The organism is Nodosilinea sp. P-1105 (genome assembly GCF_012911975.1).
Lineage (GTDB): Bacteria > Cyanobacteriota > Cyanobacteriia > Phormidesmidales > Phormidesmidaceae > Nodosilinea.
This window is the reverse complement of record NZ_SMDQ01000010.1, coordinates 96,226-112,497: the sequence shown is the minus strand read 5'-3', so window position 1 is coordinate 112,497 and position 16,272 is coordinate 96,226. Positions and strand designations below refer to the sequence as shown.

8 protein-coding genes are annotated in these 16,272 nt (G+C 56.3%); 3 read left to right on the top strand and 5 right to left on the bottom strand.

Features of this window, described 5'->3' with window-relative positions; translation table 11 throughout:
* Positions 1 to 18 precede the first annotated feature (18 nt).
* Both E1H13_RS06895 and ureE read right to left on the bottom strand, forming a co-directional pair.
* The gene (locus E1H13_RS06895) at positions 19 to 714 is read right to left on the bottom strand and encodes an urease accessory protein UreF (protein ID WP_240966507.1); all 696 of its coding nucleotides are present in this window, start codon (positions 712 to 714) and stop codon (positions 19 to 21) included.
* Entirely contained in the window at positions 689 to 1,150 is a 462-nt protein-coding gene (gene ureE, locus E1H13_RS06890) for an urease accessory protein UreE (protein WP_169612670.1), read from the bottom strand. The genes E1H13_RS06895 and ureE overlap by 26 nt, the downstream gene beginning before the upstream one ends.
* A 428-nt stretch (positions 1,151 to 1,578) precedes the next feature.
* Between ureE and E1H13_RS06885 the strand changes: the two genes are divergently transcribed.
* Positions 1,579 to 2,997 carry a hypothetical protein gene (locus E1H13_RS06885; RefSeq protein WP_169612669.1) on the top strand — a complete coding sequence of 473 codons (1,419 nt, stop codon included), beginning with the start codon at positions 1,579 to 1,581 and terminating at the stop codon, positions 2,995 to 2,997.
* Positions 2,998 to 3,100: 103 nt separating this feature from the next.
* Here E1H13_RS06885 and gghA read toward each other — a convergent pair whose 3' ends face one another.
* Complete coding sequence (gene gghA, locus E1H13_RS06880) at positions 3,101 to 5,572, bottom strand: glucosylglycerol hydrolase (protein ID WP_169612684.1); 2,472 nt, start codon at positions 5,570 to 5,572, stop codon at positions 3,101 to 3,103.
* A 706-nt stretch (positions 5,573 to 6,278) separates the two neighbouring features.
* On the opposite strand from gghA, the gene E1H13_RS06875 reads away from it, so the two are divergent.
* The gene (locus E1H13_RS06875) at positions 6,279 to 7,115 is read left to right on the top strand and encodes a response regulator (RefSeq protein WP_206070144.1); all 837 of its coding nucleotides are present in this window, start codon (positions 6,279 to 6,281) and stop codon (positions 7,113 to 7,115) included.
* A gap of 520 nt (positions 7,116 to 7,635) precedes the next feature.
* On the opposite strand, the gene topA is transcribed toward E1H13_RS06875, so the two are convergent.
* Complete coding sequence (gene topA, locus E1H13_RS06870; RefSeq protein WP_169612667.1) at positions 7,636 to 10,374, bottom strand: type I DNA topoisomerase; 2,739 nt, start codon at positions 10,372 to 10,374, stop codon at positions 7,636 to 7,638.
* 825 nt (positions 10,375 to 11,199) lie between these two features.
* On the opposite strand from topA, the gene E1H13_RS06865 reads away from it, so the two are divergent.
* Positions 11,200 to 12,756, top strand: coding sequence for an NAD(P)H-quinone oxidoreductase subunit N (locus E1H13_RS06865; protein WP_169612666.1), 1,557 nt, complete (start codon positions 11,200 to 11,202; stop codon positions 12,754 to 12,756).
* 299 nt (positions 12,757 to 13,055) lie between these two features.
* Here the strand turns inward: E1H13_RS06865 and E1H13_RS06860 are convergent, their stop codons facing one another.
* A complete protein-coding gene (locus E1H13_RS06860) occupies positions 13,056 to 15,938 on the bottom strand; it encodes a GAF domain-containing protein (RefSeq protein ID WP_169612665.1) in 2,883 nt (960 codons plus the stop codon).
* Between the last annotated feature and the right edge of the window lie 334 nt (positions 15,939 to 16,272).

The window sequence follows — 16,272 nt, the reverse complement described above, 5'->3', positions numbered from 1 at the left end:
TGGCGCGGGCCTCGACCCTTAGCTACGAAACAGACGGGTGTAGAGGGTTTCGTGCTGCATACTGGCTAAGCTAGTTCCCCAGTTACTCAGCTCAATCTCGTCTGGATTTTGGCTTAGGCAGGCCTGGGCCGCGGCGTCTAGATCGGCGGTTAAGCCCAGCAAGATTTGCTGGCCTGCTGTTTGGCCTAGGGGAACGAGCTTAACGGCAGCGGTAATTAAGTTGCTAGCCCAGCTATGCAGATAGCCTAGTACAGCGGTGGCGGCATCAATCTCCCAGTAGCTGGCCAGCAGGGCAAAGCCAATGGCAAAGTTGCAGGGGCTACCGGCTGCCGCAAACCAGGGCTGTAGGTCAGGATGAAGCTGTACCGCCATGCGACTTAGGGCACGGCCCATGGCCCAACTTTGTTGACGGCCTTCTTCGCTATCTCGCCGGGCCGATAGCTGTTGGTTAGCCCAGGCGACGGCAGGCCAGTCTTCCCCCAGGGCGGCACCATGGGCCTGGACCAAAAGGCTGGCATCTACCCGCACCAGACCAAAGCTAAGCTCGTGTTGCAGCCAGGGGGTGAGGGTCTTAGCCTCAGCAATGATTCCCTGCTGTACCAGGGTTTCCAGACCTTCGGAATAGCTGTAGGCCCCTACCGGTAGGGTCGGACTAACCAGCTGCATTAGCTTTAACAGGGTTTGAGGGTTAGCCATGGCTGTGGGCATGGGCATGGGGTGAACGGTGGTAGGCTCCTGCCTCTGGTTCAAACGGTAGGTGGGCGTGGACTTGGGTGAGACCGCCCAACTGCTGCACCATCGCTTCCAGGACGGGGTCGGGCTCTAGTTTAAGGGTGTCGGGGGCTAACTCTAGGGGAACGTGGCGGTTGCCTAGGTGGTAGGCGGCCCGGATCAAGTCAAATGGGCTGTGGCCCGTAATCACAATCACCGGCTCGGGTTTGGCCAACAGCCGCACCAAGGTCCCCTGGTCATCGCCGAGCAAACTTTGCCCCCGCAGTACAGTCCCTCGGGGCAAATTCAGATAGAGGGAAGTGCCGTCGTCAGCTAAAAACCGATGGCGCGATCGCGTTCTCTGGCTAGCGGTCAAGGATAAAGTCGTTAGCACCTTAGCACTGGCATCGGCGGGCAACAGGCGAGTTAGGGTTAGCACGGGGGCGTGGAATTGGAATTTCTATAAGGATTGACTACTGCAAGAAGCAGCGATAGTCAGCACAGTATATAGCGATCCTGCGTGAATCGTGAAATCTGCAGGAGTGGTAGGCAGACCTCTGCACGGACAAGCTGCCCGTCCTACCGGCATGCATCCATCCGGATGACTAGAACGCCGGTACAGAGTCCAGGGTTCTGCCTTTAGGTCGCCCCAGGATAGTGGAAGATCCTGGGGCACTGGTAGGGGGGATCGCTCCAGTCGTTGGGGTTGGCATATCAGCAATGCGTGGTGCAGGCATGGGAGACTTGTCCATAGGGCCGGAGATGACTCTGTCAATGGGAAGAGTTGTGGCTGTGCACTTTGACTGATGTGCCAGTTGCAGGCGCTCGCTATGGTTCTTTTAGCGGCCGCTTAAGATTAAGACCTCCATGGCAGAACATACAATTAATTGGGGCAGACGCTGGCATCAGCTAATGGCTATTTTGATGCTGGTGAATCTTGCCCTAGTCGGCTTTAACCTCAGCTACGTCACCCTGCGGGGGCTCTATCTACGCTACACCCCAGCCCTTGTACATTTTTACGACCCAGTACTGGGTATTGAGCCCCAACCTCTGACTCAGAACTACCTCCGTGCTGTCGATCAGCTGATCGACAGCGTTGCCCAAACCGGCTTGGAGTCGGCCTCAACCCAGGCACTTTTGATCGATTTGCGGGGCCAGAGTCACCTGCTAATTAGCGAAAATCCCTATCTGGTATCGAACCAGATGCCGGTTTTCGCCAAGCTTAAGCGCCGCCTGCGGGGATACGTGGGGACCTCTTCGGCGGAGGCAGCCCTTGCCCGCTTTTGGCAGGCGGATTACTTAGCCGAGATGGGCTGGGAGCCCGCCATCGGATTTTTTCAAGGCCGGATCCGGCCGCTGCTGGAGCGCAACTTCTACCGGGAAATCAATGAGATGGGGCAGTATGTCGATGAGTTTTGGCGCATCGACTCGATTTTTATGGTGATCTTTGGTATCGAACTGCTGGGGCGCACCTATGGCACGAGCCGTCGCCGGTCTGGCGTTAGTTGGGGAGATGCGATCGCCCGGCAATGGTACGAACTCCCCCTAGTGTTGCCCCTATGGCGCTGGTTGAGGATCTTACCCACCACCGTCAAACTTCACCATAGCGGGCTGCTGAACATTGAGAAACTGCTGGCCCAAATCACCCATGAACCAGCGGCTTATCTGTCAGACCGGGTGTCTAAATTTGTGCTGGTTCGCTTTGTTAATCAAACTCAGCAAAACGTCAAGACCGGTGATTTCGGCGGCCTGTGGCAGTCCTCTCAAGTCGGCACCACAGCAGACAGCAAGTTCGATCGCCTGAGTGACCGCCTGATTCAGCTGGCCATTTACCAGGCACTGCCCACGGTAAAACCCGATCTGCAGGAGCTGCTGCATCATAGCTTAAAGGGTGCCCTCACCCGTAACGAGATCTATGGTGGCCTGAAACAGATCCCGGGTCTAAGCGCCATGCCCAACGGTGCCTTAGACGGTCTATCCACTTACTTGGCCCAGGCCACCTGCGATGTCTTGGCCGAATCCTACGCCGATGAAGAGGGGCGGGTGATCATCGAACAGCTGAGTCAGAATTTCCGTGCTGCCCTGGGGCAAGGCCTCCAAGACAAAGAGACTTCGGCGGAGGTGAGGCAGCTGCTGAACGATCTCCTAGAAGAATTTAAGTACAAGTACATTCAGCAGGCGGAGTATCAAGATCCAGAGACTATCCTAGAAGAGGCAGACCAGCTTTTTGAACAACCCCCAGAATTGTCGCCCCATAGCCGGGAGATGCCTGCAGGGGATGACTAGTACCGCTACGCGGAATTCAAAATGCAAAGTTCAAGCTGCAAAATTGTTGCTGCGCCAGGATTTTAAGCATCCTGAACAGTAGGTCGATTTCTGCCTTAGTGTACTAGCGGCTTTTGGGCACCAGCAATAACCCTTGGCTGTCCTTCAGCTCAAAACTGTGAAGGGCCTTTTTGCCAGTCAGCTTCAGCCCTGGGCTGGCCAACGCCACCTGCCACCGATCAATATCCAACTGTAGCCAGTCGCCGGGGCTGACAGTCATCGGGTCGCCGCCCATGTGGGCCAACATCACCACCTCTTGGGGGGTGGCATCACTGGGGGGGTGGGGCTGGCTGCGGTAGCCATAGAAAATGGTGCGCTCGTCGTCGCTGATGCGGTTGAAGCGATCGCGGCCTGTCAGATTGTCCCGCAGCCAGGGGTTTTGGCGACGAAACTGACGCAGGGCCAGTCCAAAGGTGCAGGTGTCAAGGTTAGCGGTATCAAAATAGTGACCGACATTGCAGATATCATGGCCATCTTCCATGAACGCCATGGCAAACTGCTTCAGCTTGGGCACATTTAAGGTGGCCAAGAACCGAGGCAGGCTTGGCTGGTTTAGTTCTTCTAGAGAGGGCACTTCACAAATGCCTTTGTCAGCATTTTCCCCCAGACAGTGCTGACAGATCTGGGCTACCTCTTCCAGGTTGTAGTCGGTTTCTACCATGGCGTCCCGCAGGGCTCGGGCAAAGCCCTTTAGCTGATCGAGGGTTTCAAACCCTAGGGCTTTCAGCTGGGGGAAGGCCTGGGGCTGCTGGTAGAGATCGGGCTCGATCTGCCAATCCAAGAAACCCACCTCCTCAGATACCACCTTCACGCCATAGCGGTCGTCGGTGTTGCGGAAAAAGCCCCAGGGGGTTTCCAGGCTGGCATTTAGAAAGTCCATGGGCAGACCTGGGCTAAAACCATGCACCCATAGCAGGGTGGCCGGATTGTTGTAGGCCCGGTTGAGAACCTGGGGCAGGGTGTCCCCTAAATTCCAGTTGATGTTAGCATCCAGGTCGATTTGGTTGCCCCGGCGCACGGTGTCGTGGTTACCACAGCCGGTAATCCAGTGATCTCCCTGAAAGATGACTTCACAGACCCGCCGCCACTTGCGGTCCCAGAACCCCTTCAGGGTGGGGGTGTTATGGGCAAATACCAGCGGGCCCCACTGAAAGGCACCCGGTTTGGCTTCGGCCAATTCCAGATAGGTGGATTTTTCTTCCCAGCCTGGTTCGGGCCAGGGGCGACCGTCTTCAAAAATGGTAAACATCAACCGCCGGTAGCCGTAGATGTCTTGGACCACGTCGCTCATGGCCAACAGGTAGACATCGTCTTGCTCCACCCGGCCACTGAGGGGGTTAAAAAAGCGAAAATCTTGACCACCATCTACCCGAATGCCATCGGCCCCGGTGTTCAGCTTACGCCGCTGCATTTCTAGCAAAATCGCCCGCACCTGGGGCAGTTGATGGTTCAAGTCCTGGCCGTACATGTTAGGGCCTTTGAAAAACTGCTGCCCTAGCAGTTCTAGGCCCTGGTTGTCGGCGTGGCCGTATACCAGGTCGTAGATCAGGTGAATTGGCCCCTGGGAAAAGTTGTGCAGGGTGGCGATAAAGTCCACCACCTCATCCGGGCGCAGACTGCCTAGCACCGCTGGGTTAGTGGCCGCCGACCCCAGAATGGGCACATCATACCCCCAGTTTTGGGTATTGGGCTTGCGCAGGGTAACGGTGAAGGGGGTGTTGTCATCCCCATCCCCTTCAACGATGGCGAAGAACTCGTGCTCGATATTGGTGTCTTCTCGCCGATATTCGATGGTGGGTTCCACCGGTAGCAACTGGACGGCATCGTAGCCGCTGTAGGCGGCCTCGGCGGCGGTTAGCGCTTCTCCAACGGCCAACTTGTCTGAGATCTGCTTGAAAAGCTTGGTTAACCCTTCCAGGGTGCCTTCGGGGGATGCAGTCTTGGGATGAATTTGCAGAATGTTGGTGGGGGTGGGCACCCGGGGAATTTCCACTTCCACCCGGCCCTTGGGGGCGGCGGTGCGACGAAAGTAACCGAGGTCGGCCCGCTGCTGCTGTAACCGCCGCATGTCATAGACCTCGGCGGGGGCAAAAACCCCATAGGGCAAGGAATAGGCCAGGGGGTCACGGATGGAGTGCAGCCGACCTTCGGCATCCACATAGCGTAACCAGTAAAAGCTACCGGCGCGATCGCGGCTTCCCGGCTTTACCCCAGCCACAACGGCCCAGACAAATTCCCCCTGGGGCATGACCGGAATGCGATCGCGCTGAAAAGACACCGTCTGTTGCGGTTGACTGAAATTAATTGGCTGTAGGGGCGTCAAAATTTCCAGTTCCAGCGTCCGCTCTGACTGAATCACGTCGGCCATCAGCTCTGGGGTCCAAAAGCCAAACTCGGTAAGGCCATCCCGCCGATAGTGGACCCCCAGGCGGCGGGCCAGGCGCTGCCCCCGATGAAAATAGGTGTCGTCCGATTGGGCCACCCCATGGGCCCAGTTGACCACGGTCTGGGTTTCATCTTCAACCAGATAAACCAGTGGCTGGTACTGGGGTTTGGCAACGGGTGCAGAGGAGGGTTTGGGGGAATCTTTAACGGCCACAACAGGTCCACAAATGCTGTTTGCAGGTTAAGTCAGCCATTCGACATGACTATATTCGGAATTCGGAATCGCTAAACGGAATCACCAAGCAGTCGAGAGGGCTAAGGGGCAACATGGCTATTCATACGACTTATCCACACGACTAGAGATCAAGTCTAACAACCTAGTCAGGGGTAACGATAACCCAGGGGTAAGCCTCCCCTTAAATTTATATCGCAAGGCATAGAATCTTCATAAATTAATAAATGATTGCCCCACAGTTCTGATCAGGCCCCCATCCCTACCTGCGCCGCTACCGTTGGGACTGATGGCTATCGAGCCTTAGCCCCCAACCTCAGGCATATCCAAAACCGTTAGCCTTCCCTATACTTTTAGCAGTACTGGGTATCCGGAACATTAGGCCTGACGACATCATTGCTTAAATTTGTGTTGTGTAGCACAGGTGGCATCTTCCTAAGTTAACCGCCCTATAAGATATGGGACATCAAGACATAGGCAAGCTGCCAATGCCTGGGAATGATGGTGATTCTGGCATAAGCTTTGTTAATGAGCTGATGCTTAAGTTGGCGATCGCAGTGCCAGTTGGGTATGATGCGGCTTCCCTAGACTTACGTTAGACACACGCTAAGGGGTTACAACTACCGTGGATGCGCCACAGAAACTAGCCTTCATTGTCCAGTCTAATCGGCTTCAGGGGTTAATCTGGCAGGCCTTGCTCAAATCTCAAAGAGTGGCCGTAATTCTAGAGCCCGGCAGTGCTGATCTGGCTGAATGCATCAACCAGATTGCCATGGCGGGTCTTACCCTACCGGATGTGATCATCCTGGATGCAGAAGCCTCAGAACTCAATCCCTATGAATTCTGTCGTTGGTGTCGCGACGCTTTCCCCAAGATGCCAATTTTCTTGACTCGGTTCCGCAATTTAGAAATTTCGAGTACCGAACGGCGTTGGGCCACCCAGCAAGGAGCAACGGACTTTTTAGAGGGGTTTCAACGGGATAACTTAATGAGCAGCGCCGCCGATAATATGCGGTGTATTCTGAGCGCCTTAGAACATCCCTTCCTGGATGAAAAGGCCTTACTCACCGTCCTGCTGAACATTCGTCGTCAGCTGCGTGCGGCCCAGCCGGCTCTAGGTGCCCCCTCTGGCGCAGTGCCAAGGGCCAACGGCCACAACCCTGCCGTGTCCGAGCCCATGAAACAACTAGAATCAGCTAATGGTAAGGCATCGTCGCCCTCTGAAGCCCCTAGCCTCGGCCCAGATCGGGCCAAACATGATGTTCTGAATGACATCAGCTGGGTGACGTCAGGGACCGCCCCCCTAGAGGGAGATCGGGCCAACAGCAATGGGAAAGCCTCACCTAAGAGCCTGTTTACACCGCCTCCGACGGTAGCAACCAGTACTCTACCTAAGCCAAGGGAGGCTGATCGTCTAGCCTCAGGTAAAGCTGTCCGTCGGTATCGTGGAACTGTCTACTAAGGGTCTGTGCTTGGCGGCGGGCGCGATCGCCCTAATCACCGTTGTTGAAGCTGTCAGGTTTTAGGTGACAGAATTCCCTCCTGGGAGGCCTGTGCTGTTCGCGCAGCGACCCCAGATCATGTCCTGAGCTTGTCGAAGCAGGGGTAACCTGTCGAAGTAGGCAGGGGCGGGTTTGTCAGGTTTTAGGTGTCAGGTAAGTACATGGACACAATGACTGACTGATCCTTGATCCGGCCTTCGACTCCGCTCAGGCCTCATCGACTCCGTTACTCCTCCGGAGCCGCTTTGCGAACAGGCCTCATCGCTGGTTGAGCGGAGTCGAAACCAGCAACATTGAGCCCTTTATTTTTGTCCACCTACTGATTTTGTCCACCCACTTATCAAAAGTGGCTGGCCGACTTCTGCCTCAGAGTACTCGTACTCTGAGGCAGAAGTAACTTGCCTGTTTGCTCAGGCGGAACCCCTTGTGTGTCTTGGATTCCTTTTCGTTCTTCTGTCTTCGTTCTTCTGTCTTGCGGTACTAGTCCGTTTTCTGGGCTTTGCTAGAGGTGGACTTGCGGGTTGATTTTTTCGTACCACTGGCTTTCGTGCCACTGGCTTTGGTCGATTTTTTCTTGGTCCCTGTGGTTTTACTGGCGGCAGCGGTCTTCGTGGTCCGACCGGTTGAACTGGATTTACGGCCTCCCTTCCCCTTAGTCTTTTTCGTGGCAGCCTTGGCGTTGATCCACTCCAGGGCCTGTTCTAAGGAAATGGTGTCGACTTCAGTTCCCTCCGGCACTGAGGCATTGACTTTACCATGCTTCACATAGTGGCCATAGGGGCCATTGAAGACCCCTATGGGCTCGTTGTCGTCGGGGTGGTTGCCTAGGGTTTTCAAGGGTTCCGCCTTACGTCGCCCTCGACTGGCCTTGGGCTGGGCCAAGAGCTCCAGGGCTCGTTCTAGGGTGACGGTCAAAACGTCATCGTCCCCTTTCAACGAGCGATAGTCGCGACCTTCCTTGCCCTGATCATGAACAATGTAGGGACCAAACCGCCCCTGTCCTGCTTTAATCGGGGCTCCGGTGTCAGGGTGATGACCTAGGGCTCGGGGCAACCGCAGCAGCCCCACCGCTTTCTCCAGGGTGACCTCTTCCGGTTGCATCCCTTTAGGCAAAGAAGCCCGCTTCGGGTTCGGGTTATCGTCGCTATTATCCCCCAGCTGGACATAGGGGCCATAGGGACCAATCCGTAAATAAATCGGTTCCCCTGTGTCTGGATGCAGCCCCACTTTGTCGGGACCTTCCACCTTTTGCTTGATGATGCGCTCGATCTGGTCGGCGTCTAAGTCGGCTGGGGGCACATCCACCGGAATTGAAGCCTTGACCGAGCCCTCTTCCCCATCAATTTCCACATAGGGTCCATAGCGGCCAATCCGCACCTTAGCTTCCAGGTCGTTGAGGCGGACGGTACGGGCTTCGGCCGGGTCGATTTGGGCTTCCCGCTCCTGCACCTGGTGTTCCAGCCCTTGCTCTCCGGCATAGAAGGTCTTCAGGTAGGGCAGCCACTCCGCTTCCCCGGTGGATATATCGTCCAGGGTTTGCTCCATGCGGGCCGTGAAGTGTACATCCACCAAGTCCGGGAAGTTCTTTTCTAGCAGGTCGGTGACCGCAAAGGCCGTGAACGTGGGGATCAGGCTATTGTTGACCAGACGCACATAGCCGCGATCGATGATAGTGCCGATGACGGTGGCATAGGTGCTGGGACGGCCAATGCCCTCGCTTTCCAGGGTTTTGACTAGGGTCGCTTCAGTGAAGCGAGCTGGGGGTTGGGTTTCGTGACCAATCGCCTGCAGATCAGAACAGTCAACCGCATCTCCGGTGGCCAGGGTTGGCAATAACACCTCCTGGTCTTCGATGGCGGCATCTGGGTCATCAGATCCCTCCACGTAGGCCCGAAAGAACCCCGGAAAGTCGATCCGCTTACCGGTGGCGCGAAAAACCGCGTTGTCTACCTCTATGGAAACGGTAATGTGGGTTTGACGAGCCTCTGCCATTTGGCTGGCCACCGTGCGTTTCCAAATTAAGTCGTAGAGGGCCGCTTCCCGACCGCTCAGGCCAGTTTCCCGGGGAGTCCTAAAGGTACTACCAGCGGGGCGAATGGCTTCGTGGGCTTCTTGGGCACCCTTGGCCTTAGTGGCGTACTGGCGGGGTTTGGGACTTAGATACTCGGTGCCATACTTGCTGGTGACACAGGCCCGAGCTGCCTCGATCGCCTGCTGGGACAGGTGCACCGAGTCGGTTCTCATGTAGGTGATATAGCCCTGTTCATAGAGGTTTTGGGCTACCCGCATGGTGTCGCGGGCCGACAGGCGCAGCTTGCGGTTGGCCTCCTGCTGCAGGGTGGAGGTGGTGAAGGGGGGAGCGGGCTTGCGGGTGGCTGGACGCTCCTCTAAACCACTCACCGTCCAGGGGCTGGCCTGCAGTCGCCCCTGTAATTCCTGGGCCTGGACTTCGTCCAGCAAGACCACCTGACGCCCCTCGATAATCCGGCCCGTGGATTCGTCAAAGTCGCTGCCAGTGGCCAGGCGAACCCCACCCAAGGTATGCAGCTTGGCTTCAAAGGCGTTGGTCTGTTTGGCATTGGCCTGTTTCAGCAGGGTGGCCTTGAGATCCCAATAGGACCCCTGGCGGAAGGCACGGCGTTCCTGCTCACGGTTGACCACGACCTTCACGGCCACCGACTGTACCCGCCCGGCGGAAAGTCCCCCGGCAATTTTTTTCCACAGCAACGGCGATAGGGTATACCCCACCAGCCGATCAAGGATCCGCCGGGTCTCTTGGGCATGGACCAGTTGGTCATCAATGTCGCGACAGTTGTCTAGGGCCGCCTGAATCGCCTCTTGGGTGATTTCATGGAACACCATGCGCTTGGTAGGCACCTTGGGGTTCAGCACTTGCAGCAGGTGCCAGCTGATACTTTCCCCTTCTCGGTCTTCGTCAGTGGCCAGAACTAGCTCGTCTGCCTGCTTCAGGGCATCCTTGAGAGCCTTAACCACCTTCTTTTTGTCGCTGGGGACAATGTACAGCGGCTCGAAGTCTGCTTCTGGGTTTACCCCCAGCTGAGCCCACTTCTCCCCTTTGACCTTGGCCGGAATTTCACTGGCCGATCGCGGCAAATCTCGCACATGCCCCATAGACGCCTCCACCCGATACCCCCGGGGCAGGTAGTTGCGGATGGTTTTAGCTTTAGTCGGCGATTCAACAATGACAAGGGTTGACATAGGGCTGGCAGAGCGTCTTAAACAGTTATTTATCGATGATGGTTAGCTGGAAGCAGTATCTGTAGCTAAAACTAATAACACTGAACCTTAACACTGATATCAGTAGGCCCAAAACCCACTGAACTACTGAAACTGAGTCGGTTATTCCCTGAAGATGACTGAATTCAGGGGCTTGAACCCGCTTCCTCAAGCAACTTAGGGACCAGATAGAAAGCCTGAGCGGCCGCAAAATCTAGATTTGGGGTTACCCAGTGTTTAACACTCTACTCCACCCTTTTGGGTCAGTTGCCCAGATTTTCTAGAGAAACTTAATTATTGCCGTTATGGGTTGCTGCCATGGATGAGTGGCTAAAGAAGCCGCCGATAGCCGACCATTGGCCAAGCTCAATCCTAGCCATGCCTGGAGGGATGGTAATAGGGACAACTTGATCAGCAGTAGGCAGCTCTGTCAGTCCTGATTGATCCCATGGACCACTGACTCTATTGATAAACCAATTTGCCCAAAAGCGTCCAGGTTAATCGTCGTTCGCGCAGCGACCCCAGGCGATGTCCTAGGCTGGTTGAAGGAGGAGTAATGGGTTGAAGTCGGCAGGGGTGGGTCAACTTAACGGCAGCGGATTGCCGAGACAGCTTAACCATAACCAGGTCAATGCCTTAGGATAAAGGGGTTGTGGCCAATCAATTTGAAAGGGTTAAGGCCATCAGCCGTTGAAGCGCTTGTGGTAACCTACACAGGTACACAATGGCTCGTGCATAATCACTCGTACAGTCTTGTAGAATTCAGCGTTTTTAAACGGTTTAGTTTACGTCAAGGGGTAAGCGCGCATGGATCTGGTTAACCTTGGGGCTCAGCTCAATGTCGGCACTATTTTGCCGGAAGGAATTGTGCTGGCTACCATCCTGGTGATTCTGGTGGGGGATTTGATTCAGGGACGCTCATCCTCGAGTTGGACGCCCTATGTCGCGATCGCAGGTTGTCTGGGATCAGTGGTCGCCCTGGCTTTTCAGTGGACCTTAGCGGACCCCATCGGCTTTTTGGGATCGTTCAACGCCGACACCCTGAGTGTGGCCTTCCGCGCCATTATTGTGCTGTCAGCGGCGGTGACGGTGCCCATGTCCATTCGCTATGTGGAACAGTCGGGCACGTCCTTGGCTGAGTTCATGGTGATTTTATTAACTGCCACCCTGGGGGGCATGTTTCTGTCCGGGGCGAGTGACCTGGTCACCATCTTTGTGGCCCTGGAAACCCTGAGTATCTCGTCGTATTTGCTGACGGGTTACATGAAGCGCGATCCCCGTTCCAATGAAGCCGCCCTGAAGTATCTGTTGATTGGTTCCGCCAGTTCAGCCATCTTTCTCTATGGCTCCTCTTTGTTGTATGGGCTGTCCGGTGGGGAAACTCGCCTGGGGGCGATCGCGACTCAAATTCTGTCTGACGGCAGTGATGCCCCGATTGGCTTAGTGGTGGCCCTGGTGTTTGTGATCGCGGGGATCGCCTTTAAAATTGCCGCCGTTCCCTTTCACCAGTGGACCCCGGACGTGTACGAGGGGTCGCCGACTCCGGTGGTGGCCTTTTTGTCGGTGGGGTCTAAGACCGCTGGCTTTGCCCTGGCCATTCGCCTGCTGGTCACCGCCTTTCCCCTGGTGTCAGAACAATGGCACTTTGTGTTTACCGCCCTGGCGATCTTGAGTATGGTGCTGGGTAACGTGGTGGCCCTGGCCCAAACCAGCATGAAGCGCCTACTGGCCTATTCATCCATTGGCCAGGCGGGCTTTTTAATGATTGGCCTGGTGGTGGGCACCGACGCTGGCTATGCCAGCATGCTGTATTACCTGTTGGTGTACCTGTTCATGAACCTGGGGGGCTTTACCTGTGTGATTCTGTTTTCCCTGCGCACAGGCACTGACCAGATCAGCGAGTATGCCGGGCTCTACCAAAAGGACCCCCTGATCACCTTGGCACTGAGCATTTGTCTGCTATCACTGGGGGGAATCCCACCGATGGCTGGCTTTTTTGGCAAAATCTACATCTTTTGGGCGGGCTGGCAAGCTGGGGCCTACGGTCTGGTGCTGGTGGGTCTTGTCACCAGCGTGATTTCGATTTACTACTACATCCGAGTGATCAAGATGATGGTGGTGAAAGAGCCCCAAGAAATGTCGGATGCGGTCAAGGGCTATCCCGCTATCCGCTGGGATTTGCCTGGGCTGCGCCCCATGCAGGTGAGTTTAATTTTGGCGGTGGTGGCCACCTCCCTGGCGGGGATTTTGTCTAACCCGCTGTTTACCCTGGCCAACCAGGCGGTGGTGCAAACCCCGATGCTGCAAAGTAGCGCGATCGCCCCTACCGTCGCGACCGCTGCCTTACCGCCGACCCTCGATTAGTGCAGCGTCGGGTTTTGATCTAGGGTAGATAGTTAGAGAGGCCTAGCATCTTCAGGGTCCGAAATCCCCTCCTCTGGAGGCCTGCGCTGTATAGCCTGCGGCATGGCTTCGCTAGCGCGTAGCGGCCCCGGAGGGGCAACGTGTCGAAGTGGGTAGGGGTGGGTCAATCAAGTCTGAAGGACCCACCCCGCCCTCCGGGCACCCCTCCCAGGAGGGGATGCCTATACCTGGCACCCTCAGCAACGGTGGTCATATTGCTGCCAGGCAGTACTAACCCCTGGCCCTGGTCAATGGGGAGCTTAGAAGCTGTCCTCCTGGGCTAGTAACTGGTTGGATGGGGCCGCGTCATTCCCGGCGTCATTCAGCTGAGGGCCGATTCGGTGGCGCTGCTTCTTGGGCTCGGTGTAAGTGGCCAGGGGCAGCAGTACCCGGCTGTGGGTGCGGCCATCGTCCAGGGTGGAAAAGCTGATCTCTCCCCCCAGTTGGTCGATCAGCCCCTTACAAATTGCCAGGTGTAGCCCAGGGGGCTCGTCTAAGCTGGATGGGGCTAACACATCCATGGGCTGCCCCTGGTTGAGTTCCTCCAGTAAGCCCGGTGGACAGTGGCCATCATCAGTAATGGATAGCTCTAACCAATCTGCGGTCAGCCCCCGACACCAGACATCAATCCGGCCACCGATGGGAGAGCGATCGCAGGCGGCCGTCATCACGTCATAGAGCATCAACTCTATCTTGGCCAGGTCTCCACCTAAAATGGCATTACTGTCGTGGTGCACCTTAGACCAGAGCTGACGCCGTTCAAATACGGGCTTAACCCGTTCCATCAGGCGATTGAGCAGGCTAATCAGAGGGGTGGTTTGATACGCCTGCTGTAGTTGCCAGCGCTCCTGATCCAGCACCTGCCTGGCGTCGGTCATTAGGGCCTGGATCTGGCTATGCAGTGGACCCAGTTGATCTGGCCCGAGTTGATCTGGAGGACGGGGGGCTTGGCGATCTTGTAGGTCCTCTAGGGTCTGACTAATCTGGGCGAGTTGGTCGTAGATCCCATCTAAACAGTGATGTTTGTACCAGTTAAGTTGCTCCAGGTCTTGGCGCTGTTGGGTCAACATGTTGGTAGCGGCTAAGTGCCGCCGTGACCAGGCCATTTGGCCGGTCAGCAACTTAAAAATGGTGCTGTGGTGGCTCCCCCACTGACGATGGGGCAGGGATACTGCCACCACTACCCCCGTCACCCAGTGAGAGGGGGCCGTTTTCAGGGCTGTAACCAGCAGCCGACAGCTGGCGGGGACCTGAAACCAGGCTTGGGTTGGCTCTGGCAGGTCAGCCGCCTTCAGGGGTAGGACGCCATCGGTCTGCATGGCCCAATTGAGCAAGGCATCAGATCCGATGGGGATAGGGTGGTGGGTATCTACCCCCATGCTGCTGTCCTGGTTAATCACTTGGCTGATGGTGGCCACACTATCCCCGGGTTGCCAGCTCACTAGCAGTACCATCGCCCCTTGCAGCAGTTGCAGGATATGGCGCAGGGTCGTTTGTTCTAACTGCTCGGGTTGAAAGCCCCGATGCAGTGCTTGCAGCCCCCATTGCAGGGACTCATAAATGTGCTGTTGTTGATCCAACTGCCGTTGCAGTTGCCACTGGTGCAGAATGACGCCAATTTGCCGAGCCATGGACTCAAATAGACCCCGCTCCTCGGAGGTCCATTGTCGGCTGATCCGATCGCCAATCATGACGATGCCTTCTGGGGCATTGCCAGGGGCCACATTGCCCGCCAGCACCGCCTGGGTGCCCAGGTCCAGCAGATAGGGACGCCAGGCCATTAGCTTCAGGTCTTGGGCCAGATTATCAATGGAAATAGCGGCTGGGCTACGTTCTAGCATTTGCCAGTCCACATCATCCAGGCAGGGCCACAGCATCGGCACACTGCGGGGGCGGCTGGCCTGACTTTGAAAACAAAGATCATAGCCATTGCGATCGGGGTTAAACAGCAGGACCAAAAACTGTTGTACCCCCAGGCGATCCCGCAGCACCTGGAAACAGTGGTTTAGGGTCTGGTGCCAATCCACATCGCCGTAGATGCCTTGGATCATCCCCGTGGTCAGGTGTTGGTCTAGTTTGACCTGGCGCACCAGGTCTTGGTTAGCTGCCAGGGGCATGGCCAGACTTAACAATTGAGCCGCCCCCAATAAAAACTGCTTTTCCCCCGGCTGCCAGATACGCGGTGCGTTTCCTTCCACCGCCAAGAAGCCCACCAGATCCCCCTGGCGAGTGATGGGGGCGACCATCAACGACTGGGCCTTAAACTGCTGCATCAACCGATCGGGCACGATCGCCTTGTGGGCGCCTCGACTTGCACCCACCACCACTAATTGCTGATTAGCCAGAGCCTGATAAAGGCCACGAACCTCCTCAACAGCAATCTGCAGGGTCTTGGCCCCGGCTTCGGTGATGGCGGTTGAATGGCTGGGCCAGCGTTGCCAGAAATAGTTGCCTTTGGGCTCAAACCAAAAGACGCGAGTGCGGGTAGGGGCAATAAAACGCTGGGTTTCGTGCACTAAATCGCGAATTTGGCTGTCGGTGTCTGGCAGTTGGCCAAACTTGCCCAGCAGATTCAATAGCGGCTGTTCTAACCGCTTGGCCTGTTGGCGTTGCTGTTCAGCCTCAAAGTGGTGCAGGACTTCTGCTAGGCCACCGGTAATAATCGCCAAATAAGATCGCTCCCCTAAGGATGCGGTTTTACCCCAGGCGGGGGACGCCAGCAGCAGCAGCCCGAAACACACCTCTTGACGCTTGATCGGAAAAATGATCGCACTTTGCAACGCCAACTGCTTGGCGATCGCCCCCCACTCCCCAGCCCGAATTTCGTTTTGTAAATCAGCCACAATCAAGGGACGCAGCTGCACCACCGCTTGCTCCATCACATCCCCTGGGGTGAGGTTGACAATGGTGCGAATAGAGCGCATTTGCTTAGGGCTGTGGCAGCCCTTGGTTAGCAGTCGATGATTGATCCGATCGTAAAGCCCCACCCAAGCCACTTCAAAATCTAGCTCTTGATGCACATGGTCTAACGCCAGGGTGATCGCTTCTGCCGCAGTGGTTGCCCCCCGCAACGCCTTGAGGATGCGGGACAACGACATCATCTGTTGATCATAAGGGGGGTCGGTGGGGTACGATTGCGCCATCGGCGTCAGCGATCTCCTCGGTTGCAAGATAGGAAAAAGCATAGCTTGACCCTGGGGAGCTGCGGGTTAGCTCCCAGGACTACCAGCCATCTGCCGGATTGTTCCTGTAGGCATCATAGGTTCAAATCAATGGGTTGGCGCCATGGGTAGACCAGCCAACCAAGGGGCACAGGCCCAAACCTGGTGCTGGCAGCCCAATTACCGATGAACCCATGAAAACTACCTACCCATCGGGTAAGACCCAAGCTATGACGGTAGCAATACTGTAGATGATGGCACCCAAAGTTAGAGCCCGATGCCCTTCAGTCCTGACCCGAAGGCTCCCCAGGACTGC

What these genes read in the sequence shown, in the direction of transcription:
- E1H13_RS06885 (WP_169612669.1), top strand. Translation starts at nt 1,579, where the DNA reads ATGGCAGAACATACAATTAATTGGGGCAGACGCTGGCATCAGCTAATG.
- E1H13_RS06895 (WP_240966507.1), bottom strand. Translation starts at nt 714, where the DNA reads ATGCCCATGCCCACAGCCATGGCTAACCCTCAAACCCTGTTAAAGCTA.
- topA (WP_169612667.1), bottom strand. Translation starts at nt 10,374, where the DNA reads ATGTCAACCCTTGTCATTGTTGAATCGCCGACTAAAGCTAAAACCATC.
- E1H13_RS06860 (WP_169612665.1), bottom strand. Translation starts at nt 15,938, where the DNA reads ATGGCGCAATCGTACCCCACCGACCCCCCTTATGATCAACAGATGATG.
- E1H13_RS06865 (WP_169612666.1), top strand. Translation starts at nt 11,200, where the DNA reads ATGGATCTGGTTAACCTTGGGGCTCAGCTCAATGTCGGCACTATTTTG.